This is a genomic window from Mycobacterium sp. ENV421, from assembly GCF_002887815.1.
Classification (GTDB): domain Bacteria; phylum Actinomycetota; class Actinomycetes; order Mycobacteriales; family Mycobacteriaceae; genus Mycobacterium.
This window is the reverse complement of sequence record NZ_PDHO01000029.1, coordinates 36,572-62,349: the sequence shown is the minus strand read 5'-3', so window position 1 is coordinate 62,349 and position 25,778 is coordinate 36,572. Positions and strand designations below refer to the sequence as shown.

The following is a 25,778-nucleotide window of genomic DNA, read 5'->3' as shown; positions in this document are numbered from 1 at the left end:
CACACCCTCCTAGAACTGGTCGCGAACTGACTCACAACCAGCCTGGCAAAGAGGGTGTGCGCACGAAACCGCGCCCAAGTTTCTGGTTACTCGGATTCGCCAAGGATCTGGTAGATCTCGCGACGCGCGGTGTTGACGATGTCGATGATGCGCTGCTGCTGCTCCGGGTTGGCAGCGAAAGCCGCCTGTCGCACGGCGCCGAACAACTGGCCCACGGCGGCACGGATGTTGACCTGGCCGGGGTCGGCACCTTCGGTGATCTCGTCCCAGGGGGCGGTCTCGATCTTGTCGGCGGCGGCGCGACCGTCGTCGGTCAGCTCGAAGAGCTTCTTGCTGCCTTCGGATTCGCTTGCCACCAGCAGACCTTCGTCGACCAGCAGCTGCAGGGTCGGATAGACCGAGCCGGGGCTGGGCTTCCACAGATCCTGGGTGCGCTCGGCGATCTCCTGGATCATCTCGTAGCCGTGCATCGGCCGCTCGGCGAGCAGTTTGAGGATGGCGGCACGCACGTCACCGCGACGACCTCGGCCGCGGCCATGTCCGCGGCGACCGCCGCGTCCGCCGCCACCGGGACCGAAGCCGCCCGGGCCGAAGCCGGGACCAAAGCCGGGACCGAAGCCGCCGCGCGGGCCGAACGGCGGACCGTCGTGGTGACCGCCGTGCTCGCGGAACTGCTCACGCAGTTGATCGCGGAATTCGCGGCGGCCGTGCCGGCGGCCACGGCCGGCGGGGGCGAAACCGAAACCCGGACCGAAGCCGGGACCAAACCCGGGCCGGCCCATATCAGGGCCTCCGAACTGGGGAAATGGGGTGTTCATAGAGATTCTCGTTTCTGGTCTGGAAACGCCGAATGCGTTTCCGATACGTTGACGATATATCGGAAACTATCGCGATGCAACGGTTAGTTGGATCGCCGGTCGATTTCCTCGACCACCCAGCGCGCCCAGTCGGCCTCCATGGCCTCTACTCGCAGTCCGAATTCCAAGGCCGCGCGTCCGTAGAACCCGACGTCGGTGTCGCCCCACTCCATGCAGTCGCGCACCTGTTCGTAGCGGGTGAGCTCGGCTTCGGCATGCTCGGCGACCGAGACCATGTAGGCCCGGGCCTGCTCGGGAGTCATTTCGCTGAGCAGGAACACCCGCAGCAACTCGGCGCTGCGGTAGGGCGGGTCATCCTGGGGGTTGGTCATCCAGCGCAGAAGATCCTGACGTCCGGCATCGGTGACGCGGTACTCCTTGCGTCCGCGCGGGCCGACGTCGGTGACCTCGATCAGGCCGGCATCGGCGAGTTTGTTGAGCTCGCCGTAGAGCTGGCTCTGGGTCGCCGGCCACACGTTGGCCATCGACACATCGAAGCGTTTGAGCAGGTCGTACCCGCTGCCGGGCTCCTGGGCGAGCAGGCCCAGTGCCGCGTACCGAAGACTCACGCGACCATCGTAAAGCTCGACATGTCAGTTCTGGAATATCTCACGTACCACCATTGACAGGTCATCAGTGGACTGTCACAGTTAGCGGCATGACGGACACCACGACCGACTCAACCAACTTGCCCGCCGAGGGGCAGTTCTTCCAGCGTGGTAACTACGCGCCGGTGCCGGACGAACTCACCGAATACACCCTGCCCGTCGAGGGCACGATTCCGACCGAGCTCGACGGCTGGTATCTGCGCAACGGGCCGAACCCCCGGGAGGCCAACAGCCATTGGTTCACCGGCGACGGGATGATCCACGGCGTCCGCATCGAAGACGGCGCGGCCAAGTGGTACCGCAATCGGTGGGTGCGCACCGACAGCTTCGTCGACCCGTTCCCGCTCTACCGCGAGGACGGGACGCGTGACCTGCGGGCCGCGGTCGCCAACACCCACGTCGTCAACCACGCCGGCAAGACGCTCGCGCTGGTGGAGTCCTCGTTCCCGTACGAGATCACCAACGAACTGGACACGGTGGGCTGCTACGACTTCGACGGCAAGCTGCAGAACTCGATGACCGCGCACCCGAAGATCTGCCCGACCACCGGGGAACTGCATTTCTTCGGATACGGCAGCATCTTCGAGCCGTACGTCACCTATCACCGCGCCGACGCCAACGGCGAGCTGACCGTCAACCGTCCACTGGACGTCAAGGCGCACACCATGATGCACGACTTCGCGATGACCGCCGAGCACGTGATCTTCATGGACCTGCCGATCGTGTTCAACCTCGACATCGCGATGCGCGGCGAAGGTGACATGCCCTACCGATGGGACGACGACTACGGCGCCCGGCTCGGTGTGCTGCGGCGCGATGATCCGTTCGGTGAGGTTCGCTGGTTCGAGATCGACCCCTGTTACGTCTTCCACGTAACGAATGCGCACGAGTCCGCTGACGGTAAATCGATTGTGCTGCAGGCGGTTCGCTACGCCGAACTGTGGCGGGACAACGGCGGTTTCGACGCCAATGCGGTGATGTGGAGCTGGACGATCGACCTGCAGAACGGCACGGTCAGCGAGCGTCAGCTCGACGACCGCGCGGTGGAATTCCCGCGGATCGACGACCGGCTGGCCGGCCTGCCCGCCCGCTACTCGGTCTCCGTCGGCGACGCGAGCCTGGTGCGTCACGACCTGACCGACGGCAGCGCCGTCGAGCACCGCTTCAGCACCGGACTGGTGCCGGGTGGGCCGGGGGAGGCGGTCTTCGTCCCGTCGACGTCGGGACCGGCCGACGAAAGCAACGGCTGGTATATCGCCTACGTCTACGACGGCGCACGGGACGGAAGCGATCTGGTGATCCTGGATGCGTCGGACTTCGCGGGTAAGCCGGTGGCCCGAATCCAGCTGCCGCGCCGGGTGCCATACGGCTTCCACGGCAACTGGATTCCCGCGTAGCGGTACTCCGTCACCTGCGACTTGCGCCCGCAAGAGATCAGACACGAGTAGAGGCACAAACCCTGTGTGTCGTGCGTTTATGCAATTATGAGCAACATGGCAGCGGTGGGGGATAGGCAGTACGGACGTCCGCCAGTGCGGTTGACCGTCTTCACCGTGTACTTTAAGCCGTTCGATCTCGACTTGGGAGTCATCACCCAGCTTCGCAACGAGTGGGCGGATGCATATCCGGGGTTCAAGCAGGCGGCGCCGAAAACGCGTCGAACCGACATGGTGCCTCACGCCGATTTGTTTGCGCTGACTTGGCCTATGCCAGCCGCACAGTTAGCTGATAGCTCGCTTTCCCGCACGCTGGGGTTTCAGTTCGATCAGTTCTCCTTGACCTGGAAGTTTGACGCCGACGTCGAGAACAGTGGATATCCGGGTTACGCAACCCTTGCGGACGAGCTCATTGAGCGATTTTCCGAGTTTGTGCGGGTGGTGGACTCATCGTCCGACAGCACAGTGGTGGTCGAAGGATGTCAGTGTTACTACACCAACACCCTCGACGGAATCGGCGGACAGCGTTGGCTGAGCACCTTTCTGTCAGGGCAAGCGAACACAACAACGATGCTCGATGATGCCGTGCACTTCGGCTTCCGTGTGTACCGAGAAGACGAGGTGGACGGGACGAAGCGCGCAGTGAATGTTCAAATGGACGCCGGTAAGGAACAACCCCCTGAAGTCGATATCTTTGCAGTGGCGGCGCCCGCTGACGATGCGGCCAGGTTGCCAGTTGGCGCAACGGAGTTGGCGAGGAAGTTGCTGGATGCCGCTCACAACCTGGAGAATCAGACGTTCGAGTCCAGCTTCAGTGAGACCATGAAGAGCGATTGGGAGGCAAGATCATGACGGTCGCCGATACAGATTGGTCTACATTTTCCGGTCAATCTGCGCATCGTCACGCGGCCTTCCGTGGGGCATGGGAGGCGAAAGTCGACGCCCACGATTGGGACGATGCTGACACCGCCCCTTCGCCTACTGGTGAGGCAGCTAAGCGTGGATATGCGGCAATCGACAGGCTGGTCATCGAGGGTTATGTGAGTTCAGCTATCGCTACGCGGGGGAAGGAACTGATCAAGTTCCTGTTCAAGCTCAATACTGTGGATGCAGCGATCTCACCCGACGACGACGCTCTGTCCTTCTACTGGGTGGCAGAAGAGATGTCACTGACCATCATCGTCTACCAGTCCTGGTATTGGTGGTCGGCGAGGAACATCGCGTGTGAGTCGTATTCGGACGAGGGTACCGAGTTGCCGCTGATCGGCTTGGAACACTCGCTGAACCAGTTTTCGAAGGAAGTGGAACGCCGTAATCCCGAGTGGCGCAGTCTAATTCGTTGACCGGATGTGATTAAACGGGGGTCGGCTGGGGACTACGACGATGACCAGTTCGCGGATGATGAGCAGCTCTATCGGCGTGTTCCGGATAAGCCAAGCCATCTCAAGGTCGTGGATCCGGTCACCGGAAAGAAGCGGCCGACCACGGCCGCATTCAGGATTGCGGATGAGCCTGATGGCTTATCCATCTCGATTCGAGGTTTGCTGGTTCGTCACGGACTGAAAACCTTTGATTTGTGCAAAGATTGGAGCACTCACGGCGTTGCACGCTTCGCGGCGCGTCATGTTCGTTCCGAGACGGGTGTAATCGAGAATCCGACAGATGATCCTCTCGTCGGTAGGGCGCACGGGCTGATTCGTGGTCCTGACGGGATACCTACGCCGAGCGTGTGGAATAAGGTCCGGGATCGCATCCTTGGGAACCTTGACTATTTCGAGTCCGACCCCGAGCCGGCCTCTGACTCCCCTGCCGAGGAAGTGCCGGTCGAGAATAATTGAGCGTCTGACGATGCTCTGAAGGTAATTGGGCGGCGCCGTTTACGGGCGTGCTTTAGGTTCGACCACTTAGCGCCTAGTGGTATGTAGAGGATGTCGATGTCTCGGGTGGTTGACGTCAACTTCGACTGACAAGAACGGCCGGTCGACATTCGGTTTGTAGCTCCACGGCAACTGGATTCCCGCGTAGCGGTACTCCGTCACCTGCCCGGCGTCGACCCTGCAACGATATGAGCTCATGGGCGACTTCAGCGCGCTGCCGGGCACGGCCATCGTCGTCGGCGGCACCGGCGGGATCGGCGCCGAGATCGTCCAGATGCTCGTCGCGCGTGGGTCGGGGGTGGTCTTCACCTACCTCGGCAACGCAGGCAAGGCAGCGGAAATCGCGGGGGATGGCGTGACCGCCGAGCAGCTCGACATCACCGACGCCGCAGCGGTACGCAGCGTCGTCGACTCGTTCGCCGGCGAGGGCGGCGTACACACCGTCGTCCACGCCGCAGGCGCGCATGTGCCGATGCGGCACCTCAGCACCGTCGATCCCGACCAGTTCGATCGACAGCTGAACACCGACACCGCAGGCTTCTTCAACGTCGTCACCGCCGCACTGCCACACCTGCGCGCGTCGCAGGGCAGTCTCGTGGCCGTCACCACCGCCGCCACCCGGCGCTTCGCGGTCCGCGACGGGCTCTCGGTCGCGCCGAAGGCCGCCATCGAAGCGCTGATTCGCGGGATTGCCTCCGAGGAGGGCAGATTCGGGGTGCGTGCCAACTGTGTCGGACCGGGGATGCTCGTCGACGGCAACGCGCAGCGACTGATCGCCAACGGTGACCTCGACGAGAAGGCGCTCGACGCCGCCCGGCGCAACACCCCGCTGGGCCGCTTCGGCGATGCCACCGACATCGCGGAGGCGGTGTGCTTCCTGGCCTCGCCGCGAGCCCGGTTCATCACCGGCCAGAAGCTGGACGTCGACGGCGGCTACGGTGTCTGACCGGATGGCCGACGTCCAGGCGATCCGAGATGTGGTCACCCGGTATTGCCGTGGCATCGATCGGCTCGACGTCGAGCTGGTGCGGCAGGCCTACCACGACGACGGCATCGACCACCACACCGGTTTCGACGGAACCGTCGACGAATACGTCTCGTGGGTGCGCAAGGGCCTCGAATACCTCGCCGGAACAATGCATTTCATCGGCAACCACCACGTCGACTTCGTCGATCACGACACCGCCATCAGCGAGACCTACGTGATGGCAACGCATTGGGGCCCGCCGGACTCGGGTCAGCGCGCGAATTTCACCACCGGCGCACGCTACGTCGACCTCATGGAGCGCCGTGACGGTCGGTGGGCGATCGCTGAGCGCTGGGCGGTGCGGGAGTGGACCCGTCCGGATGTGTTCGTCGCCCCGGAACAGCCCGGACCTCGCGGTACCCGCGACACTGACGATCCGCTGTCTGTCCTCATGAAACGCTTTGGCCTGTAGGGGTTGCGAGTACCCTCAGCACACCATGGTGGTGAAATGGCTGGACGGCCCGGAAGAGCACGACTATGACGCGGCAGACTATGTGAGCACTCTCACCGACGAGAACACCGCGATCCCGTGCCGGCTCGTGTCGTGGGTGCACGCGGCGTGAGCTTCGGCTTCTCCACCCTGGCGCTGGTCGCGGTCGTCGGCTTGGCAGGCCCGCTTCTGGCGTCGGTTCCGCGGCTGCGGATCCCGGTCGTCATCGGCGAGTTGGCGGTGGGATTACTCATCGGCAGAACGGGTTTCGGCCTCGTCGACCCTGGTGACAAGACGTTCAGCCTGCTGGCCGACATCGGCTTCGCGTTGGTGATGTTCGTGGTGGGCACGCATGTGCCGATCCGCGATGCCACCCTCCGCTCCTCGATTCCCATGGCGGTCGTGCGGGCGGTGCTGGTGGGCGCTGTCGCGACCGGCGTGGCGGTCGGGTTGGCGGCAGCGTTCCACACCGGCCACGCCGCGGTGTATGCGGTGTTGATGGCGTCGTCGTCGGCGGCACTGGCCCTGCCGGTCATCCAGCAACTCGGCCTCGGCGGGGCCGCGGTGCAGGCGGTCACCACACAGATCGCGATCGCAGACGCGACGTCGATCGTGTTGCTGCCGTTGGTGATCGACCCGGACCGTGCGCTGGCCGCGGCCTCCGGCGCGCTGCTCATCGCATTCTGTGCCGGCCTGGTGTTCCTCGGACTCTGGGTGTCCGACCGGAGAGGTTGGCGCAGGCGGCTACATCACTTCTCCGAGCGCAACAACTTCGCCCTCGAGTTGCGCATCAGTTTGCTCGTGCTCTTCGCGCTTGCCACCCTCGCGATTACCACCCACGTGTCGATCATGTTGGCCGGGTTCGCCCTGGGCCTGGCAGTCAAGGCGGCGGGCGAACCGAGGCGGCTGGCCCGCCAGCTGTTCGGCATCACCGAAGGTCTGTTCAGCCCGCTGTTCTTCGTCTGGCTAGGCGCCTCGCTGCAGGTACGTGAACTCGGCGACCATCCGGCCTACATCCTGCTGGGAATCGGGCTGGGCATCGGCGCGGTGTTGGCGCATTGCGCCGCGCGGCTGACCGGGCAGCCCCTGACGCTGGCCGCGCTGGCCGCCGCTCAACTCGGAGTGCCGGTCGCCGCGGCCACTCTCGGCACCCAGAACGGTCTGCTGACCGCGGGCGAACCCTCCGCGTTGATGCTCGGCGCGTTGCTGACCATCGGCGTCACCTCGATTGCCAGCGTGATCGCAGCTCGACGGCACCGGGAACTGCCACCGACGCCGGCTGCGTAGCGTCACGACGTGTGCCGGTTGTCCGGTTGGGGTAGCCGACGTCCATGACCGCATCGAACGCCACCGAAACCAACCCCGAGAAGGCGCCGCGCGCGCGGCTCTGGACCAACTGGCTGTTGGCGCTGTCCACCCTGGTGGGCGCGGGGGTTGTTCAATTGTTCGCCATGGGCGCGGTGATGGGGACCGCTGCGTGCAGCAATCCCAATTGCCCGAAGCCGAGCGGCTTCGTCTACGGGCTGCTCACCTACGGCGCGCCGGTGATCGCGGTCCTGGCTGTCGTCATCACCATCTTCACGGCGAAACATCCACGCGGCTGGGTGGTTCCCGTCGCCGCGTGGGTGCTGCTGATCGTCGACATCGCCATCCTGTTCGCTACGTTCTCCTAACCCGGAAGGCCGTGGGGCTCACACCATGGGCCCGTTTGAACGCGGTGCTGAGCGCGAACGGTGTGCCGTAGCCGACGTGGCGTGCGACGGCGCCGACGGTGAGCTCGGAGGAGCTCAACAGATCTGCGGCCAGGGCCAGCCGCCATCCGGTCAGGAACGCGATGGGGGATTCTCCGACCAGCGCGGTGAATCGCTTGGCGAATGACGCGCGTGAACTCCCCACCGCGGCAGCAAGATTCGCAACCGTCCATGGATGAGCCGGGTCGTTGTACATGAGTCGGATCGCCGGACCGACGAGCGTATCGGCCTCGGCGGCCCACCACGTCGGGGCGTTGCCCGGTCGGTTGAACCAGGTTCGCAGGAAGTCGAGCAGGAGTAGATCGAGCAGGCGGTCGAGGAAGGCTTCCTGACCGGGGCCGTCGCGAACGGCCTCGGCGGCCAATGCCTGCGGCAGCGGACTGACCCAGTCGGCCGCCCGCAACACGGCGACGTCCGGCAGCGCGCCGAGTAGTCGGGCGCTCACCGCGCTGTGGCCTTCGTACGCCCCGACGACGGCGCGGGTGGCGCCGGCTGCGCTGTTGCCCCATGTGCGGAGCCCCAGCGCCATCGTGAACGTCAGGTCAGCACCGGTCAGCGTCGTGCACCGCTGACCCGGGTGGATGACGATCTGGGCGGGTGTGGTGATGTCGTCGGCGAGCACGTAGTGCTTGGTGCCGCGGGTCAAGGCGACGTCACCGGAATGCAGGCCGATCGCCTCGCCGCCGTCGGGGGAGAGCACCGCGTCCCCGTCGGTCAGGCAGATGACCGTCAGCGGGGCCTCATCCTGGAGACGCATGGACCACGGCGGGTCGAGCACCATCCGCAGAACGAACGCGCCGTGAGCGCGCACCCCATCCAGCAGGCCCACTAACGCATCCACATCGCCCAGACTAGAGACTTACGCGTATGGATTATGCATTCTGAACCATTCTCAGTCTCACCGTCACCTGGTCTGCTGGCACCATGCCGAATTCTCCCGTCGTCGTGCTCGCCACCGTCGCCGCGATCGCCGCTGCCGCAGTTGGCGGTGTGTTCTACGCCTTCTCCACGTTCGTGATGCGCGGCCTGGACCAGACCGGTCCCGACGACGCCGCCACTGCGATGCGCGGTATCAACGCCGAGGCCGGGACGAATGCCCCGTTCTTGACCCTCTTTGTGGGGTCGGCGTTGGTTGCCGTCCTCGTGGGCGTCTCCGCGTTGATGCAGTGGCGGCTTCCGGGCAGCGGCTGGCTGGTCGCCGGGGCCGTGCTGGCGTTGGTGCCGTTCATCGTGACCATCGTGGTGAACGTGCCGCTGAACGACCGGCTGGCCGCGTCGTTGACATGGCAGGACTACTACCGGACCTGGACGACGTGGAACCACGTGCGGACCGTCGCGGCACTGGCGGGTTCGGCGCTGATACTGACCGGTGTGCGCCTGCGCTAGCTGGGCGGTACGAATCCGTCGGGCGGCGGGGGCGCCGACGGCACGGGCCCCGGCGGCGGGGGGAGCGGATACGACGGCGGCGGCCCGGGTGGATACGGCGGCGGCCCGGGTGGATACTGCGGGACAAATTCCGGCGGGCGGAGCCGGGCCAACTCGCGGCGGTGCCGCTCGGCGAGCACAGCGGCCAACACATAGTGCGGCGGCGTGCCCGGTGGCGGCGGAGGCGAGATGCGGCCGACCACGTCGACCGCGATGCGGAACGCCATGTCGTCACGCACGTAGGGATCCAATTCAGGTGCGCGAGCGAGGAATTGACGCGCCAGCTCCGCCTGCTCGGGGCCCAGCGCGGACAGTTCCAACGAGGCGGCCCACCACGCCAGCGACGGCGGCATCGCAGGCGGGGGCGGCATCTTCGGGCCCCGTTCACTGATCACGACGGTGCCGGCGAAGACGTCACCGATGCGTTTGCCCCGCGGTGAGACCAGGCTGCAGATCACCGCGGGTCCGCCCATGAACATCCAGATCTCCACGAAACCCGCCAATGCCCGAAACAGGGCCTGGCGAAAGCGTTCCGGGCCGCCGTCGTCGGACACTACTCGAAGGCCCATCGCGATCTTGCCGAGTGTCCTTCCCCGCGTGGCGGTCTCGAAGACGACCGGATAGCCGACCATCACCAGCACCGTGAAGATGATCAGAATCGCGGCGGACAGTGCCTCGTCGAACTGGGTGATCGTGGCGGCCCACAGCAGCACACCGATGATGTAGCCGACCAGGATGATCGCGATGTCGATGAGTGCGCTGACGGCCCGCACCGGCAATTGGGCGATCTGGACGTCGAGGACGACGGCGTCCCCGGTCACCACCGTCTCGGGCACCATAACGGTCAACGGTACTAGTGTCGGCCGGGTGGACGTCGACGCATTCGTGCTGGCCCACCAGGACACCTGGACTCGGCTCGAGCAGCTGGTCAAGCGGCGCCGTCGCCTGTCCGGGCCGGAAGTGGACGAACTCGTCGAGCTCTACCAGCGGGTCTCGACGCATCTGTCGATGGTGCGTTCGGCCTCGTCGGACTCGGTTCTGGTGGGGCGGCTCTCCAGCCTGGTGGCGCGGGCCCGCGCGGCCGTCACCGGTGCGCACGCCCCGATGTGGCACGAGTTCGCCCGGTTCTGGACGGTGTCGTTCCCGGTGGTGGCCTACCGAGCCTGGCGCTGGTGGCTGGCGACTGCCGTCGCGTTCTTCGCCGTGGCGACGGTCATCGGGATCTGGGTCGGTGGCAGTCCGGAGGTGCAGTCGGCGCTGAGCACGCCGCAGGAGATCGAACATCTGATCAACCACGACTTCGCCTCGTACTACAGCGAGAATCCGGCCGGCTCGTTCGCGTTGCGAGTGTGGGTGAACAACTCCTGGGTGGCCGCGCAGTGCATCGGGTTCGCGATCCTGCTGGGCATCCCGATCCCGTGGGTGATCTTCCAGAACGCGGCCAATCTCGGTGTGATGGGCGGCTTGATGATCCACGCGGGCAAGGCTGATGTGTTGTTCGGGCTGCTCATACCGCACGGGCTGCTCGAACTGACGGCGGTGTTCCTGGCCGGCGCGGTCGGCATGCGGCTGGGGTGGACGGTCATCTCGCCGGGTGACCGGCCACGCGGCCAGGCGCTCGCCGAGCAGGGCCGCGCCGTGGTCGCGGCGGCGGTCGGGCTCGCCGGGGTGTTGCTGGTGTCGGGTCTGATCGAGGCGCTGGTGACGCCGTCGCCGCTGCCGACGTTCGTCCGAATCGGCATCGGGGTGGCCGCCGAGGCCGGATTCCTGGCGTATGTCGTCTACTTCGGCCGCAAAGCCAGCCGCGCCGGAGAAACCGGCGACGTCGAGAACGCCCCCGACGTGGTGCCGACCGGCTGACCTACAGGCGGCCGGTGGCTTTCATCGACAGGTAGCGGTCGGCCAGGGCCGGTGCGAGGTCCTCCGGCGACGCGTCGACCACCTCGACACCGCTGTGCCGCAGCCGGCTTGCGATGCTGCGCCGGTCGTTGCGGGCCCGTTCGGCGGCTGCCGCGTCGTAGACCTGGGCGGCGTCGGCGCGGCCGGCAGCCAGCTCGTCGACCCGCGGATCCGACACCGCGGCAACGATCACCTGATGTTTGGCCGACAACCGCGGGAGCACCGGCAGCAGCCCCTCGTCGAGTGCAGAGGAGTTCAGGTCGGTCAGTAGCACCACCAGCGCCCGACGGCGCACCCGGCGCTGGACGGCGGCCACCATCGCGGTCGCATCCGATTCGATCAGCGCCGGCTCCAGCGGCGCCATCGCCTCCACCAGGTGAGCCAGCAGCTCGGTGCGGGAGGCGCCGAAAACCGCTGCGCGGGTGAGCCGGTCGTGGGCCAGGAAGTCGACATGGTCGCCGGCGCGCGATGCCAGCGCACCCAGCAGCAGCGCGGCGTCCATCGACCAGTCCAGCCGAGGCCAGCCGCCGGGGTCCCGGGCGGTGGGATCGACACCGACACGACCCGCCGACGTGCGACCGGTGTCGAGCACGATCACCACACGCCGGTCACGTTCGGGGCGCCAGGTGCGCACTACCACGTCGGCTCGGCGCGCGGTGGCGCGCCAGTCGATCGAGCGGACGTCGTCGCCGACGACATATTCGCGGAGTGAATCGAATTCGGTTCCCTGGCCGCGGATCAGCACCGGCAGCAGCCCGTCGATCTCCCGCAGCCGGGCCAGCCGCGACGGCAGATGCTTGCGCGACAGGAACGGCGGCAGAATCCGCATCTGCCCCGCGACCGGATGGGACCGCTGCCGCCCGGCGACACCCAAGGGACCGATCGAGCGGACGGTGACCACCTCCGACCGGAGATCGCCGCGGCGGACGGGACGTAAAACAGTTGTGACAGTGGCAGTTTCGGATGCGCGCAGGAACAGGTCATGCGCGCGAGGTTCGGCACACGCGCTGGGCGGCCAGGCATCCCGCACCGCACCGCGGAACCGGCGACGCCCGGTGTTGTGAATGTGAACCACAGCATCCACCGACTGCCCCAACCGCGCTGAGGTGTCTGGCTCGCGGGTCAGGCGCAGAGCCTGCGGACTTCCGGCCAGCGCCAGGTCGAGGGCCACGATGAGCAGCAGCACCAGCAGCGCGACGACGAATGTCGTTGCCGGCCAGGGCGACAGCGTGATCGGGAGGGCGCCCAGCAGCGCGATCAGGCCGGCGCGTCCGGTGAGGATCACTAGCGCGGCACCGGCACCGCGGCCAGGATGCCGTCCAGCACGCCGTCGGGGGTGGCGCCTTCGAGTTCGGCCTCGGGGCGCAGCGCGATGCGATGGCGCAGCGTCGGCCGGGCCATGGCCTTGACGTCGTCCGGGGTCACGTAACCGCGGCCGGACAACCACGCCCAGGACCGGGCCGTGCCCAACAGTGCGGTCGCTCCGCGCGGTGACACACCCAGCTGCAGCGACGGGGAATTCCGGGTAGCGCCGACGATGTCGACGATGTAGGCCAACACCTCGTCGGCGATCAGCACCCGCTTCACCGCTTCGCGGCCCGCGGCAAGTTCGGCGGTGCCGGCCACCGGGCGGATGGCGCTCAGGTCGCGGGGATCGAATCCGTTCGCATGCCGGGACAGGATCGCGATCTCCTGATCGCGCGGCGGCAGCGGGACGTTCAGCTTCAGCAGGAACCGGTCGAGCTGCGCCTCGGGCAGCTGATAGGTGCCCTCGTACTCGATCGGGTTCTGGGTGGCGGCCACGATGAACGGGTCCGGCAGTGGACGCGGCTCACCGTCGACGCTGACCTGACGCTCCTCCATGGCCTCCAGCAGCGCCGCTTGCGTTTTCGGCGGGGTCCGGTTGATCTCGTCAGCCAGCATGAGGTTGGTGAACACCGGCCCTTCGTGGAACACGAACGCCGCGGTCTTGGCGTCATAGACCAGCGACCCGGTGACGTCGCCCGGCATCAGGTCCGGCGTGAACTGCACGCGCTTGAAGTCCAGTTGCAGCGCGGCCGACATCGCCCGCACCAGCAGTGTCTTCGCCACCCCCGGAACGCCCTCCAGGAGAACGTGTCCGCGGCACAACAGGGCGATCACCAGCCCGCTCACCACGGCGTCCTGCCCGACAACGGCTTTGGCGATCTCACCGCGCAGGGCGAGCAGGGCGCTGCGCGCCGCGTCATGCTCGGCGATGGGTGCGGGAGGCTGGGCAAAATTCGTCACGACGTCGTGACCTGCCTTTCGATGTCGTCGAGTGCATGGGCTAGGTGGAGCAAATCGGTATCGGTCGACGGGGGCGGTCCGAACAGCAGGTGCTGCAGGGTGTTCGGGTCCCCGGCGTAGCGCTGCGCAACCGCGGATGTCACCGCCGCGGGAGAGGCATTGGGGCCCAGGCCGAGTCGCGGCGCCAGTCGCTGCAGCGTTGCGGTACGCAGGGCCTCGGCGGCCTGTCCGCGGGCTCGGCGCGACCGATAGAGCCGGGCGCGACCCTCGACCGTCTCGGAGGCCCGCACCACCACCGGCAGTTTCTCGGCGACCAGCGGCCCCAACCGGCGGCCCTGCCAGACGGCCAGCAGCACCACCACCAGGCACAGCTGCCAGACCAGCCAGTTGACCGCGTCGGGCATCAGATCCGTCAGCGACGATCCTGCTGTCCCTTCACCTTCCGGCTTCTGCGGGGCGTACCAGATGAGCCGGGGCCGGTCACCCGCCAGATTCATCGCCAGCGCGGCGTTGCCCTCGCTGAGTAGGCCGCCGTTGGTCATGAAGTCCGCGCTGCCGACGACGGTGACGGTGCGGCCGCCGTCCTGATAGCGCACCACTGCGCCGCCGTAACAGCGGGTCACGTCGACGTCGCCGGCCTTTTCATAGGTGTCGGTGGCGCCCAATTGCACGGTTCCGGCGCGGTTCGCCTCGCGCAGATCGCAATCGGGCTCGGAGGTCAGCATGCTGGCACCGCCGAGCCGGACGTCGGCGGCCAATGCCTGCCGCGCTCGCGAGGTGGGTTCCAGCAGCAGGCGGTCGCCGGGGACGTCCGCGAGCCGGGTCAGCAGATCCTGGCCGCGGGTGTTGTATGTTTCGGCCGCAAGCAGCAGGGAGTCCGGGCGGGCGGCTTTCTCGACATCCGCCACGCTCTCGGCGACGACGACGTCGACACCGCGGTCGCGCAGCAGGGCGACCAGGGCGTGTGCGCCGTCCGGGCTGGTCGAGTCCGGATCCATCCGGCCGCCCGGTCGCGGTGCGGTGAGGAACGCGCTGACCGCCGCGATCGCCGAGATCACGATCAGCGCCAAGGCAATCCAGCGTCCGGTGCGCCACCGCTGGCTGAGGGTGGTGCTCACCGCAGCGGAGCCCAGGTGTCGGCGACGACTGGAGCTCCGCCGTCGGAACCGGTCGGGTCGGCATGCCGGTGCAGGGCGTCGTCGAGGGCGGCCACCATCCGGTAGTCCGGTTCGGTTCCGGGCTGTTCCCCGTAGGTGACATCGTTGAACACCGTTGCCGCCCGGCGTAAGTCACCGCCGAAAGCGGGCAGCAGCTCGCCGGCATCCGCGGCGAGTTCGTTGGCGGTACGGCCCGGGACAGCGTTGAGCAGACCGGTCTCCTCCAGGTGGCGGGCCACCGCGCGAAGCCGGTGACGGATGGCCGCAGCCCAGTTACCTTGCGCCGCATACGTCTCAGCAGTTTCGCGGTGTTCGGCCGAGCTGAGTTCGCGCGCGCCGAACAGTCCCGCGTCGCCACCGCGGTTGGTGCGCATTGTCTGCTTGGCGATCCGCACCGCGAGAATGAACGCCACCAGCACCACGATCGCCAGCACCGCGATGGTCAACCACCCGCCCGGAATGGAAGACCCCTTTGCGATCACCCGGTACAGCAGTTCCTGGAACCACTCGTTGAGCCTGTCGGTCAACGATTCCGTCGGGTAGATCGGTTTGGCCAGCTCACGCTGGGCCGCGTCGTGCGCGGTCTCCCGGTCGATGTCGATGACAGGCATGGTGATCCGGAGCGTCAGCGCGGCGGCGTGAGCCATAAATCGTCGGCAGCCGCGGGTTCCGCCGGCGCCGCGGTGGCACCGGTCTGCAGCACCAGATCGAAGGCCTCCGCGCGAATGCGCGTGTCGGTGTACAGCAGCACCGTGACACCTGCGGTGAACGGCGCGACGATGATCTGCGCGATCGCACCCCCGATGGCGGTCAATGTGGTGGCGAGGACGATCGGTCCCGAGGAGTCCGCGCCGAGAAGGAACACCTGCCCGGCGATGCTGAACGGAACGGCGACCGCTCCGGCGATGACACCGGCCACCACCGACGCGAGCAACCGAATACCGAATATGCGCCAGAAGTGGTTGCGTACCAAGCCAAACGAGCGCCGGACGGATGCCATGATCGGCTTGCGCTCGAGTACGACGGCCGCCGGCGCGAACGACAGCGCGGTGTACAGGTAGACCAGCGCAGCGATCAAACCGAGCACCAGCGGAATGCCGACGATCACCGCAGCGGTGCCGTTACCGGCCACCGCAACACCGGCGATGACCGCCACGACCACGCCGGCCAACAGCAGGACAGCGAGGACTTCAAGGGCGCTGAAGCCGATCAATGCCCACAGCCTGCCGCGGAGGCGCTGCCACGCCTGGCCGACAGTGATCTTGGTGCCGAAGACCGCTCGGCCCACGACGACGGTGAGCATGCCCGACAGCAGAATTCCGGCGAGCGCGGTGGTCAGCCCGCTGGTCGCACTGGACGCCACGGAGCCCAGCATCGCCGGCGTAGACAGCTCCTCGCCGCGCTGGGCGCCCACCTTGCCCATCGAGAGCAGCGGCCCCAGCTGCAGAATCAGCGCGAGCGCCTGAGTGATCACCACGACGACCGTTGTCAGGCCGAGCGTGGCCTTCGGGTTGGCCCGGATGTAGCCGACTGCGCCGTTGAAGATGTCGCTGAGTGACAGCGGCCGCAGCGGAATGATGCCCGGTTTGGGCGCCATGGGTAGCTGCGGACCGTAGCCGGGCGGCGGGAACCCTGGGGGGCCGTAGCCCGGGGGTGGGTAGCCCGGTGGTGGATATCCCGGCGGTGGATAGCCCGGCGGCCCGTAGCCCGGCGGCGGGAACCCTGGCGGGCCGTAGCCCGGCGGCGGGTAAGCCGGCGGGGGATATCCGGACGGCGGGAAGGGCGGTTGACCAGGCCATCCCGGCGGCGGTCCTGGGGGTACCGTCACCGGCGAACCTTCCCGACGTCGTAGCTCATCAGTCCATCCTGTCGAGCGGCGAAGTATTTCTCAACGTCCTCGCCATCCCGGGCGCGTAGCGTTTGCGCCATGGCGGAGCTCAAGGACCGGCTCAGATCGGACCTCACAGAAGCGATGAAGAACCAGGACAAGTTGCGTACCGCGACGCTGCGGTTGCTGCTTGCGGCGATCCAGACCGAGGAGGTCTCGGGCAAGCAAGCCCGGGATCTGTCCGACGAGGAGGTGCTGAAGGTCCTGGCGAGGGAGTCCAAGAAGCGCAGCGAGTCCGCCGAGATCTACACCCAGAACGGACGAGGCGAGCTGGCCGCCGAGGAACACGCCGAGGCCCGGATCATCGACGAGTACCTGCCGACGCCGCTGACCGACGCCGAGGTCGCCGATGTGGCCGACACCGCGATCGCGCAGGTGGCCGAGGAGATCGGTGAGCGACCGTCGACCAAGCAGATGGGCTTGGTGATGAAGGCGGCCAACGCGATCGCCGCGGGTAAGGCCGACGGTTCGCGGCTGTCCGCGGCGGTCAAAGCGCGCCTGTAGTCGTTTCGCTCGCGTGCGTCGGGGTACTCGTCGCGCATGACGCGCTTCGGATACACCCTGATGACCGAGCAGAGCGGGCCCAAAGACCTTGTGCGCTACGCTGTTTCGGCTGAGCAAGCAGGCTTCGACTTCGAAGTCTCCAGTGACCACTTCTCACCGTGGCTCACGTCCCAAGGGCATGCCCCCAATGCCTGGACGACGTTGGGCGCGGTCGCACACGCGACCGAGCGGGTGGCGCTCTACACCTACGTGACGTGCCCGACGATGCGCTATCACCCCGCGGTCGTCGCGCAGCAGGCCGCCACCCTGCAGATCCTCGCCGACGGCCGATTCACCCTGGGTCTGGGGTCCGGCGAGAACCTCAACGAACACGTCGTCGGCAAGGGATGGCCGACGATCCAGCGGCGCCAGGACATGCTCAAAGAAGCGATCGTTGTCATTCGCGAGCTGTTGAGCGGCGACCTCGTCGACCACAAGGGCGAATACTTCGAAGTCGATTCGGCACGGATATGGGATGTCCCCGACGAGCCGGTCTCCATCGGCGTCGCGATGTCGGGCGAGCGTTCCGTGGAGGCCTTCGCGACCCTGAGCGACCACCTGATCGCCGTGGAACCCGACGACAAACTCGTCGACGCCTGGCACGGCGCGCGCCGTGCCACCGGCCTGGCCGGCGGCGGCCGGGTCATCGGGCAGATCCCGGTGTGCTGGGACCCTGACCGTGACGCCGCGATCCAGCGGGCACACGACCAGTTCCGCTGGTTCGGCGGCGGCTGGGACGTCAACGCAGACCTGCCCACCCCGGCCGGCTTCGCAGGCGCCACTCAGTTCGTCAGGCCGGAGGACGTCGCCGACAGCATTCCGTGCGGACCCGACCTGGACGCCATCGTCGAATCGGTGAGGGCCTACTGGGAAGCCGGATTCACCGACATCGCACTCGTGCAGATCGGTGACGAGGGGCAGGACGAATTCCTGGCGAAGGCAGCCGAACCGTTGTTGGCGAAGCTCCGAGACGCTGCCAACTGATCGCACTTCCCTTACCTCTCGCGGCGTTTGGCACCGAATAGGCGGGTGCCGAGCCAGGGTTGCGCGCGTGATACCCCCCACCAATGGGTTGAAACGAAAGGCGCGGGGTAATCCCGGTGGTCATGACCGACCCCACCTCCGATGAGGAAGACCACGCCGACTACACCGACGATCACCAGGACGAGCCGCGCGGCGGCAGGCCCGGCCCCGCGGACAAGGGTGGCCAGGGCGGGATGGCCACCCGAGAAGTGGCCCCCGATGTCGCCGCGTTACCCGACCAAGAGCCGCCGGACTAGGACTCGGCGTCGCGTCCTTCGCGGCTGCTGCGGTACGCCTTGGCCCGGACGTTTCGCAACCACTCCGGCCATACCTGCACATCCGGTGCGCTGTGCCGGACCGGGTCGAAGGAAACGTCGTGCTCGGCGTGGTCGGCGAGCGGCACAACCTCGGTGAGCCGCAGCGTCGCCATCGGCTCGAATTCGCCGCTACCGGATGCCTGCTCGATGTCGAATTCGAGACCGCCGTCGTCGATGCGTTGGTGCACCGTCTGTAGCGACAAGCCGGGGCCGTCCACGGGTGTGGCCAGACGAGCCCGGATCCACCACAGTTCATCCTCGTATCGCAGCGGCAGCAGGCTCGAGTACATCGCCTCGGACCACGAGGTCACCGCGCGCAACGCGACCCGGTTGGGCACGAAGGCGCTCGACCCAAAGCCCGCCGACACCAGCAAGACGTCCCACGGGGTGGCCGCGAACGGGGCAGGGGGCACCCGCCAGGCCAGCCCCGCGGCGTCTGGGAGAGCTCCGGGGGTGCCCACCGCTTTGGAGACGCGGCCGACGATGTCGCCGGATTCGACCGGCAGGCCTTCGCTGGGAGGCGACAACCGCTCGATCGTGCCGTTGGCCAACACTCCGCTCGGATGGAAGAACCGGCGGTGCCGGAGGGCCGCGCCCGCGGCGATGGGTAGGGCAGCAAGATCGGAAGCTATCACACCGAACACCTTCCCGGTCGGTGGGGTGGGCAAACCAACCAGCGGGTTTAACGCCCCCGTAATGGGGCATGTATCTCGCAGCGCGGTGAGAAAACACGGGCGCGATCGACTGTCGAAAGGCCAATGTTGACCATTCTCTACCCCGACCTTCAAAGTTCGGTTGCTGCTGTTCCTGGTGTGTATGCACCGCAACATGATTCACAATTGCTCATCGAAGCCATGACGCTCACCGGCGCCGTTACCGGCCGCCGTGTCGTCGATCTCTGCACGGGCAGCGGCGTGATCGCGATCGCGGCCGCACAATTGGGAGCTCGCAGTGTCACCGCTTTCGACATCTGCCCCAAGGCAGTTCGATGTGCGGCCGACAACGCCGACGACGCCGGCGTTGGTGTTGACGCGCAGCTGGGAACCTGGTGCGACGCCGTCGCGGCCGGTCCCTTCGATCTGGTGGTCTCCAATCCGCCTTATGTGCCAACGAGTCCCGACGCGCACCTCGAGCAGATCCCTGCCGAAGTGGGCCCGTCGACGGCCTGGAATGCCGGCGTCGACGGCCGCCAGGTGCTGAATCCACTGTGCGATTCGGCTGCCGAGCTGCTCAGCGACAACGGAACGATGCTGATCGTGCAGTCGGAGTTCTCGGACACCGAGCAGTCGCTGAGCCGCCTGCGCGGCGCCGGGCTGGACGCGGACGTCCTTCTCCGACAGGTCATTCCGTTCGGCCCGGTGCTCAGCGCCCGGGCGTCGTGGATGGAGAAGATCGGTATGCTCCCGGCCGGCAGACGGGAGGAGGAAATCGTGGTGATCCGCGCGGAAAAGCGGTGAGCGACGACGAACCCCGGGTGGTCCGGATCGTCAGCGGCGGCCCCATGATGGTGCAGGGTCCGGTGCGGATCGAGCTCCCCGACAACTCCGTCGTCGAGTGCGACCGCTTCATGGTCGCGATCTGTATGTGCAAGCGCAGCAAGACTTATCCGCTGTGCGATACCAGTCATCGTCGTCGCCGGCGTACCGGCGACGACGATGCGTCAGCTGGTCAGCGGCCGACGTAGCGAGCTGCGCCCGCGGGTCCAGCACCGCATCAGGTGATCGGCGAGCCGATCTTCCACCATCAGGTGGGCCCGGATCCCGAAGATGACGTCCCGGTCCAGCGCCGGCTCGCGACTCACCAGGTCGCCGACCACATCGGTGCGGACCACCTGCTCGTGCACGGCGTCGGCCTCCACATGCTCCCGGTAAAACTGCGCGCACGTCTCGGGCGCACCCATGCGCTCCATGGCATCGACCAGGCGCCGTGATCCCGGCGACGAGGTGATCTCGGTGGAGGCGAAGTGCCCGATCGCGGCTCCCCGATATGCGCGGTGCAGGCCGAACATCGACATCAGGTTCACCACGGCCAGCGACTCGGCGGGCACCGCGTCGATGTACCCGAGGTAGCTCGCGTCCAGCCCGGCGGCGACCATCAGGTCGGCGAAGAGCTGCTGATGCGCGTGATCGCTTCTGCCACCGCCGAATTCGTCGAACTCGATGGCGACGAAGGCTGCCTTGGCCAGCCCGGTTAACCGGGGGATGGCCCACGCGTGCGGGTCGCCCTCCTTGAGGTGATAGAGCGAGCGATGCACGAAGTACTCCTGCATCTGCTCCCAGGTGCCCGTGCTGCGCAGATAGTAGGACGGGCCTGCCCCGTCGGCCGGTTCGATCGTCAGCTTCGCCATTTCGGCGTCGGCCGTGTCCTCGGGACTGATGTCACCGACATCACGCTGCACAGCGGTCAGGAACATCTCTTCGAGTTGGGCGCGCAAGTGCAGCAGTCCCGGGTTCCACTCCCAACCCGGATCGACGCCGGCAAACCCGCGGTAGTGGAGCTCGTAGCAGACGTAGAGCGCAAGCTGGATGTCGATGCCGTAAGGATCGGAGTCATGCAGCGATGCTTCGATCCGCTGCAGATGGTTGCGCGGCGCACGTTCGGTGAGAAGCTCGAGGACTGCCATCGATACCGGCCCACGAGCTTCGGGGAGGCGCGGTTCTACAACTATGGGAGCAAGCGTCACTGAAAGCTTGTCCCCCTAGAGGCGAGGAGCTAAACCCCGTCTGTCACTTCAGTTGCGGCTTTATTTGTGTGAGCAAGCGGAGACCAGTGCATCGGGGTCGGTGACGCTGACGAGTAGAGATCGCAGAGTCGTCGGAACTCCGACCACCTTGGCCTGCACCGGGGGATCGATGCCCAGCTCGACGACCCCTTTCGACGAGCCGTTCACCAGCCATCGGCCGCGCCAACCGTGCACCCCCCACCCGAGAAAAGGCCCCTTCGCCGGCTTGGCCTCGGTGATCGACGCCAGTGGAATGTCGGCCGAGAAACCCCAGCCCATCGACACGTGCAAGATGCCGCCGACGACCGATACGTCGCAGCGGCCGGGGCCGAGGCCCAGCGGAGCAGCCAGTGGCCGGTACCACCGATCGAAACTGATTTCCGTCATAGGGGGACGATAATTCTCTCTCGACACCGAAGGGCTCAGATCAAATGGACGCAGACGTCATCGTGATCGGCGCCGGCCTGGCCGGTCTGGTCGCCACCCACGAACTGGCCAGCCGCGGTAAGAAGGTGCTGCTGCTCGACCAGGAGAACCAGGCCAACCTCGGCGGCCAGGCGTTCTGGTCGTTCGGCGGCCTGTTTTTGGTCGACACCCCCGAGCAGCGTCGGCTGGGCGTCAAGGACAGTCTCGAGCTCGCCTGGGGTGACTGGTCCGGCAGTGCGCAGTTCGACCGGGTCGACGACGAGGACAGCTGGGCGGTGCGGTGGGCCCGCGCCTACGTCGAGTTCGCCGCCGGCGAGAAACGCTCCTGGCTGCTCGGGCACGGCATCAAGTTCCTGCCGACCGTCGGCTGGGCCGAGCGTGGTGACCTCCGGGCCGACGGGCACGGCAATTCGGTGCCGCGCTTCCACGTCGCCTGGGGCACCGGCACCGGCGTGGTCGAGCCGTTCGTCAACTCCGCGCTCGCTGCCGCCGAGCGCGGCCTGGTGACCTTCCGGCACCGGCACCGGGTCGACGAACTGGTCATCGCGGACGGTGTCGCAACCGGCGTACGAGGCACGGTTCTGGCACCCGACGACGCCCCTCGCGGCGCACCGTCGAACCGGGATCGCTTGGGCGACTTCGAATTTCAGGCCCAAGCCGTGATCGTCACCACCGGCGGTATCGGTGGGAACCACGACATCGTCCGGCGCTACTGGCCGCAGCGGATGGGCACGCCACCGGCGTCAATGATCACCGGTGTGCCGGCCTACGTCGACGGGCGGATGCTCGACATCGCCGCCGGCTCCGGCGTGCGACTGGTCAACCGAGACCGGATGTGGCACTACACCGAAGGTGTGCAGAACTGGGATCCGATCTGGCCGAAGCATGCCATCCGGATTCTGCCGGGACCGTCATCGATGTGGTTCGACGCACTGGGCCGGCGGCTGCCCCAGCCGTACCTGCCCGGCTATGACACCCTGGGCACGCTGCGCTATCTACGCACCACCCCGGAAATTGCCGGATATGACCACAGCTGGTTCATCCTCACTCAGAAGATGATCGAGCGGGAGTTCGCCCTGTCGGGTTCCGAGCAGAACCCCGACATCACCGGCAAGGACCGCGCCGGGTTCCTCAAGGAGCGGTTGTTCAGCAAGGGTGCGCCGGCGCCGGTGGAAGCCTTCAAGCGCAACGGAGCGGACTTCGCGGTGGCCGACGGCCTCGACGAACTGGTGGCGAAGATGAACGCACTGACCGACGAACCGCTGCTGGATGCCGGGCTGATTCGCCGACAGATCGAGGCGCGCGATCTGCAGATGGCGAATCCGTACTCCAAAGACGCTCAGGTACAAGGCATTCGCAACTCTCGCCGCTACATCGGGGACCGCATCGGCCGGACCGCGGCGCCGCATCGGATCCTCGACCCGGCCGCGGGACCGCTGATCGGGGTGAAGCTGCACATCCTCACGCGTAAAACTCTCGGCGGTATCCAGACCGATCTGTCATCGCGAGCCATCGGAGCGAACGGCAAGCCGATCGACGGTCTGTACGCGGCAGGGGAGGTCGCCGGGTTCGGCGGGGGTGGCGTCCACGGCTACAACGCGCTGGAGGGAACGTTCCTCGGCGGGTGCCTGTTCTCCGGTCGCACCGCGGGCAGGGCGGCCGCAGCAGCACTGTAAGCCGCGACGTTGATGTCGTCCAGCCGCCTGAACTGAGGGTTTGCCACGTTGCTGGGCGGATTCGCATTAGCTTAGAAAATCGTAAGTGTCGGTTTGTCGCCCGGCCCGATAGTATGGCGCCATCAGGAAGGGGGCCGTTATGAGCCTTCGTCATACATCGCTTCGGGCGGTGGCTGCGACTTCGTTGTCGCTGGGGGCGTTGTTTGCGGCGGCTGGCACGGGTGCAGCCGCCCCCAATGCGACGGCCGATCAGGGGTCGGATCTTCAGACGTACCTCGACAGCTTGACGAACACGTACAACAACACCATCGGTCGTTCGGTGGATGAGGCTCGCCAGACGGCCCAGGACCAGGCCGCGCAAAACGTCGGGCTCGCCATCGGGGTACCGATCGCCAATGGTGCGATCGGTGGTACCACCGCGGTGGCCGGCAGTGTGGGCTCTGCGCTGGTGTTCTCCGCATTCCAGAATGGGAACCCGCTCGCGGCCTTGACGGGCGCGGCGGTTCCCGCGGCAGCCTCGGTTCCGGTGGCAGCAGCGGTTCCGGCCGCAGCATCGGTTCCGGCGGCTGCGGTGCCGGCGGCTGCGGTGTTGCCTCCGGCACCGGCAGCCCCCGCGTTGCCACCACCGCCCGCGGCAGCTGCGTTGCCGGCAGCTCCGGTGTTGCCTCCGCCACCGGCATTGGGCCCCATGCCTCCGCCACCGGCGCTCGGCCCGCTGCCTCCGCCGCCCGCGATCGGACCGCCGCCGCTGCCGCCGCCACCCGCGCTGCCGCCGCCGCCGTGGATTCCATTCCTGCCGGGCTCGCCGCCGCTACCCGGCCCGCCCCCGCTGCCGCCGCCGCCGGGGTTACCGCCGCCGCCGTTCTGACGCGGAGCCATTGAGGCTGGACCGTTCGCCGCATGAGCCGGCGAACGGTCTCTGTCTATGTTCACCTCGCTGGCCACGCCGCAAATCGCGTTGCGACCCGGGCGGTCCTGCTAGTTTCGGCCTAACCACAGCGTCGTCGGGAGGTCGGGCCATGGCAGCAGGCGTGTTCGTCGGGCGAGTCGGTGGGCTTGCCGCCGCCCTCGGGGTGGGTGCGGGCATAGCGCTGGCCGCCCAAGGTGTCGCATGGGCGGACACCGGATCCGCGTCGGACGGCCCCTCCTCGTCGGCGGCGTCGACCAAGAACACATCCGCGTCCAGCGCTCGACAAAAGCCTCGTTCAGCGACGAAATCGCAAGCAATGTCGGTGGTTTCGAATCCGGTGCGGATCACGTCCACAGTCCCCGCGCCGAAGACGCCCAACGTCGTGGCGGTGGCACTCTCAGTTCTCGGTGCCACCCGGCGCGACAACCAGGACGCGGTCTCACCGGCGGCGGCGACGGCAAAGCCCTCGGCTACAACGTCTTTGGTGGTCAATCCCACCACCGATGTCGTCGCACACGCATCGTCGGCCAGGGTGACACCCAAGGCGGAGGCGGTGTCCGCCGAGGCGGCACCGCCGGTTGAGATGAGTTTGTACAGTGGTCCGCCGCCCACTATTTTTCAGCGCGCGGTGGTGGCCGGCCTGCGCGCCATCAACTTCGTGACCAAGGCTCTCAACCTGCCCTTCAGTTTGAGTGGAACCAGCGCGCAGATCCCATTCTTCACTGACGGGAAGCCGGACTTCTTCCTGCTGTCCGGGATCGCAGCGCAGAAGACGGAATACGAAGGCATGGCCGTGTGGACGCTGACACCGCGTGACCCCAGCGGCCAGTACGTGGTGGCCATTCACGGTGGCTCGTTCATCGGCCAGATCAGCATCTTCCACTGGTGGACCTACACAGACATGGCCCGCGATACGCACGCGACGATCGTGGTCCCGCTGTATACCCTTGCGCCCGTTGGCACTGCGGCAACCGACATCCCGGTGATGGCCGACTTCATCGGCGCGCAGATCGCCGCCCACGGCTCGGACAACGTGAGCGTGATGGGCGACTCGGCCGGTGGCACCATCGCCTTGGCCGCATTGCAGGAAATCGTCAAGCGCGACGGCACCCAGCCGCATCGACTCCTTCTGCTGGCCCCCGCCCTCGATCTCAGCGACACGTTCCCCAACCCGGTGGACGACCCGCTGCTGGGCAATCCCCACGACGGGCACGACAACAACCTGCTGTCGTGGGCGGGCGATCTCGCCGCGAACGATCCCGTCGTCAGCCCGATCTTCGGCTCGCTGGGCGGACTGCCGCCGACGACGGTGTACTCGAGCTCTCGGGATCTGCTGACCCAGCAGGCGCTGCGGTTGCGTGACAAGGCGACCGCGGCCGGTGCGGACTTCACGTTCGTGCTCAGGAAGGGCCAGTTCCACGACTGGACGATCTTCGCGCCCCTGCCTGACGCCTACCGGGAGCGGGCCGGGATCTATCAGTCGCTGGGCCTGTAGAGCAACGAAAGAAGCCTCAACCGAATAATCGATCGAGGCCCTC

Annotated in this window: 31 protein-coding genes; 19 read left to right on the top strand and 12 right to left on the bottom strand. The window is 66.9% G+C overall.

Annotated elements, in window-relative coordinates; all coding sequences use genetic code 11:
* Positions 1-86 precede the first annotated feature (86 nt).
* Together CRM90_RS24535 and CRM90_RS24530 are read right to left on the bottom strand one after the other, a co-directional pair.
* Entirely contained in the window at positions 87-818 is a 732-nt protein-coding gene (locus tag CRM90_RS24535; protein ID WP_102809509.1) for a PadR family transcriptional regulator, read from the bottom strand.
* 83 nt (positions 819-901) lie between these two features.
* Positions 902-1,426, bottom strand: a complete 525-nt coding sequence (locus tag CRM90_RS24530; RefSeq protein ID WP_102809508.1) for a PadR family transcriptional regulator — start codon at positions 1,424-1,426, stop codon at positions 902-904.
* Between the two features lie 89 nt (positions 1,427-1,515).
* On the opposite strand from CRM90_RS24530, the gene CRM90_RS24525 reads away from it, so the two are divergent.
* The 9 genes from CRM90_RS24525 (at position 1,516) to CRM90_RS31075 (ending at position 7,908) form a co-directional block, all read left to right on the top strand.
* Positions 1,516-2,862: a carotenoid oxygenase family protein gene (locus tag CRM90_RS24525; protein ID WP_102809507.1), complete on the top strand. Its 1,347-nt coding sequence runs from the start codon at positions 1,516-1,518 to the stop codon at positions 2,860-2,862.
* 135 nt (positions 2,863-2,997) lie between these two features.
* Entirely contained in the window at positions 2,998-3,753 is a 756-nt protein-coding gene (locus tag CRM90_RS24520; RefSeq protein ID WP_142391444.1) for a hypothetical protein, read from the top strand.
* A complete protein-coding gene (locus CRM90_RS30340) occupies positions 3,750-4,244 on the top strand; it encodes a hypothetical protein (protein WP_142391443.1) in 495 nt (164 codons plus the stop codon). The genes CRM90_RS24520 and CRM90_RS30340 overlap by 4 nt, the downstream gene beginning before the upstream one ends.
* Positions 4,245-4,250: 6 nt before the next feature.
* Positions 4,251-4,739 (top strand): hypothetical protein, encoded by a 489-nt coding sequence (locus tag CRM90_RS30335; protein WP_142391442.1) that lies wholly within the window; start codon positions 4,251-4,253, stop codon positions 4,737-4,739.
* Between the two features lie 235 nt (positions 4,740-4,974).
* Positions 4,975-5,724, top strand: a complete 750-nt coding sequence (locus tag CRM90_RS24510) for an SDR family oxidoreductase (RefSeq protein ID WP_102809504.1) — start codon at positions 4,975-4,977, stop codon at positions 5,722-5,724.
* Between the two features lie 4 nt (positions 5,725-5,728).
* A complete protein-coding gene (locus CRM90_RS24505) occupies positions 5,729-6,217 on the top strand; it encodes a nuclear transport factor 2 family protein (protein WP_102809503.1) in 489 nt (162 codons plus the stop codon).
* A gap of 25 nt (positions 6,218-6,242) precedes the next feature.
* The gene (locus CRM90_RS31375; protein WP_286145661.1) at positions 6,243-6,368 is read left to right on the top strand and encodes a hypothetical protein; all 126 of its coding nucleotides are present in this window, start codon (positions 6,243-6,245) and stop codon (positions 6,366-6,368) included.
* Entirely contained in the window at positions 6,365-7,522 is a 1,158-nt protein-coding gene (locus tag CRM90_RS24500) for a cation:proton antiporter (protein ID WP_102809519.1), read from the top strand. The genes CRM90_RS31375 and CRM90_RS24500 overlap by 4 nt, the downstream gene beginning before the upstream one ends.
* A 44-nt stretch (positions 7,523-7,566) precedes the next feature.
* Complete coding sequence (locus CRM90_RS31075) at positions 7,567-7,908, top strand: hypothetical protein (RefSeq protein ID WP_233209491.1); 342 nt, start codon at positions 7,567-7,569, stop codon at positions 7,906-7,908.
* On the opposite strand, the gene CRM90_RS24490 is transcribed toward CRM90_RS31075, so the two are convergent.
* A complete protein-coding gene (locus tag CRM90_RS24490) occupies positions 7,895-8,827 on the bottom strand; it encodes an AraC family transcriptional regulator (protein ID WP_102809502.1) in 933 nt (310 codons plus the stop codon). The genes CRM90_RS31075 and CRM90_RS24490 overlap by 14 nt on opposite strands.
* Before the next feature lie 83 nt (positions 8,828-8,910).
* Between CRM90_RS24490 and CRM90_RS24485 the strand changes: the two genes are divergently transcribed.
* Positions 8,911-9,372 carry an anthrone oxygenase family protein gene (locus CRM90_RS24485; RefSeq protein WP_102809501.1) on the top strand — a complete coding sequence of 154 codons (462 nt, stop codon included), beginning with the start codon at positions 8,911-8,913 and terminating at the stop codon, positions 9,370-9,372.
* Here the strand turns inward: CRM90_RS24485 and CRM90_RS24480 are convergent.
* Positions 9,369-10,250, bottom strand: coding sequence for an RDD family protein (locus CRM90_RS24480; protein WP_102809500.1), 882 nt, complete (start codon positions 10,248-10,250; stop codon positions 9,369-9,371). The genes CRM90_RS24485 and CRM90_RS24480 overlap by 4 nt on opposite strands.
* Positions 10,251-10,278: 28 nt before the next feature.
* On the opposite strand from CRM90_RS24480, the gene CRM90_RS24475 reads away from it, so the two are divergent.
* Positions 10,279-11,271, top strand: coding sequence for a stage II sporulation protein M (locus CRM90_RS24475; protein ID WP_102809499.1), 993 nt, complete (start codon positions 10,279-10,281; stop codon positions 11,269-11,271).
* Between the two features lies 1 nt (position 11,272).
* On the opposite strand, the gene CRM90_RS24470 is transcribed toward CRM90_RS24475, so the two are convergent.
* From CRM90_RS24470 to CRM90_RS24450, 5 genes are read right to left on the bottom strand one after another with little or no spacing between them, the layout of a single operon-like run.
* Positions 11,273-12,595, bottom strand: coding sequence for a DUF58 domain-containing protein (locus CRM90_RS24470; protein WP_102809498.1), 1,323 nt, complete (start codon positions 12,593-12,595; stop codon positions 11,273-11,275).
* Complete coding sequence (locus CRM90_RS24465; RefSeq protein ID WP_115317595.1) at positions 12,595-13,578, bottom strand: AAA family ATPase; 984 nt, start codon at positions 13,576-13,578, stop codon at positions 12,595-12,597. The genes CRM90_RS24470 and CRM90_RS24465 overlap by 1 nt, the downstream gene beginning before the upstream one ends.
* Complete coding sequence (locus CRM90_RS24460) at positions 13,575-14,696, bottom strand: DUF4350 domain-containing protein (protein WP_102809497.1); 1,122 nt, start codon at positions 14,694-14,696, stop codon at positions 13,575-13,577. The genes CRM90_RS24465 and CRM90_RS24460 overlap by 4 nt, the downstream gene beginning before the upstream one ends.
* The gene (locus CRM90_RS24455; RefSeq protein WP_102809516.1) at positions 14,693-15,346 is read right to left on the bottom strand and encodes a DUF4129 domain-containing protein; all 654 of its coding nucleotides are present in this window, start codon (positions 15,344-15,346) and stop codon (positions 14,693-14,695) included. The genes CRM90_RS24460 and CRM90_RS24455 overlap by 4 nt, the downstream gene beginning before the upstream one ends.
* 14 nt (positions 15,347-15,360) lie before the next feature.
* Complete coding sequence (locus CRM90_RS24450) at positions 15,361-16,563, bottom strand: DUF7847 domain-containing protein (RefSeq protein ID WP_199190037.1); 1,203 nt, start codon at positions 16,561-16,563, stop codon at positions 15,361-15,363.
* Positions 16,564-16,662: 99 nt separating this feature from the next.
* Between CRM90_RS24450 and CRM90_RS24445 the strand changes: the two genes are divergently transcribed.
* The 3 genes from CRM90_RS24445 (at position 16,663) to CRM90_RS30770 (ending at position 18,446) form a co-directional block, all read left to right on the top strand.
* A complete protein-coding gene (locus tag CRM90_RS24445; RefSeq protein WP_102809495.1) occupies positions 16,663-17,127 on the top strand; it encodes a GatB/YqeY domain-containing protein in 465 nt (154 codons plus the stop codon).
* 36 nt (positions 17,128-17,163) lie between these two features.
* The gene (locus CRM90_RS24440) at positions 17,164-18,150 is read left to right on the top strand and encodes an LLM class F420-dependent oxidoreductase (RefSeq protein WP_102809494.1); all 987 of its coding nucleotides are present in this window, start codon (positions 17,164-17,166) and stop codon (positions 18,148-18,150) included.
* 122 nt (positions 18,151-18,272) lie between these two features.
* Positions 18,273-18,446, top strand: coding sequence for a hypothetical protein (locus tag CRM90_RS30770; protein WP_199190036.1), 174 nt, complete (start codon positions 18,273-18,275; stop codon positions 18,444-18,446).
* On the opposite strand, the gene CRM90_RS24430 is transcribed toward CRM90_RS30770, so the two are convergent.
* Positions 18,443-19,141, bottom strand: coding sequence for a phosphodiesterase (locus tag CRM90_RS24430; protein WP_102809515.1), 699 nt, complete (start codon positions 19,139-19,141; stop codon positions 18,443-18,445). The two genes, CRM90_RS30770 and CRM90_RS24430, sit on opposite strands and share 4 nt — an antisense overlap.
* A 126-nt stretch (positions 19,142-19,267) precedes the next feature.
* Between CRM90_RS24430 and CRM90_RS24425 the strand changes: the two genes are divergently transcribed.
* Together CRM90_RS24425 and CRM90_RS24420 are read left to right on the top strand one after the other, a co-directional pair.
* On the top strand, positions 19,268-19,963 hold the full coding sequence (locus CRM90_RS24425; RefSeq protein WP_502693316.1) for a HemK2/MTQ2 family protein methyltransferase: 696 nt from the start codon (positions 19,268-19,270) through the stop codon (positions 19,961-19,963).
* Positions 19,960-20,190, top strand: coding sequence for a CDGSH iron-sulfur domain-containing protein (locus CRM90_RS24420; protein WP_199190035.1), 231 nt, complete (start codon positions 19,960-19,962; stop codon positions 20,188-20,190). Before CRM90_RS24425 ends, CRM90_RS24420 begins: the two co-directional genes overlap by 4 nt.
* On the opposite strand, the gene CRM90_RS24415 is transcribed toward CRM90_RS24420, so the two are convergent.
* Positions 20,167-21,189, bottom strand: a complete 1,023-nt coding sequence (locus tag CRM90_RS24415; protein ID WP_102809491.1) for an iron-containing redox enzyme family protein — start codon at positions 21,187-21,189, stop codon at positions 20,167-20,169. The genes CRM90_RS24420 and CRM90_RS24415 overlap by 24 nt on opposite strands.
* 60 nt (positions 21,190-21,249) lie before the next feature.
* On the bottom strand, positions 21,250-21,615 hold the full coding sequence (locus CRM90_RS24410; protein ID WP_102809490.1) for a hypothetical protein: 366 nt from the start codon (positions 21,613-21,615) through the stop codon (positions 21,250-21,252).
* Positions 21,616-21,659: 44 nt separating this feature from the next.
* Between CRM90_RS24410 and CRM90_RS24405 the strand changes: the two genes are divergently transcribed.
* The 3 genes from CRM90_RS24405 (at position 21,660) to CRM90_RS24395 (ending at position 25,735) form a co-directional block, all read left to right on the top strand.
* The gene (locus CRM90_RS24405) at positions 21,660-23,330 is read left to right on the top strand and encodes an FAD-binding dehydrogenase (protein ID WP_102809489.1); all 1,671 of its coding nucleotides are present in this window, start codon (positions 21,660-21,662) and stop codon (positions 23,328-23,330) included.
* Between the two features lie 139 nt (positions 23,331-23,469).
* Positions 23,470-24,198 carry a hypothetical protein gene (locus CRM90_RS30765; protein WP_199190034.1) on the top strand — a complete coding sequence of 243 codons (729 nt, stop codon included), beginning with the start codon at positions 23,470-23,472 and terminating at the stop codon, positions 24,196-24,198.
* Positions 24,199-24,349: 151 nt separating this feature from the next.
* Positions 24,350-25,735 carry an alpha/beta hydrolase gene (locus CRM90_RS24395; protein WP_102809488.1) on the top strand — a complete coding sequence of 462 codons (1,386 nt, stop codon included), beginning with the start codon at positions 24,350-24,352 and terminating at the stop codon, positions 25,733-25,735.
* Positions 25,736-25,778 lie beyond the last annotated feature (43 nt).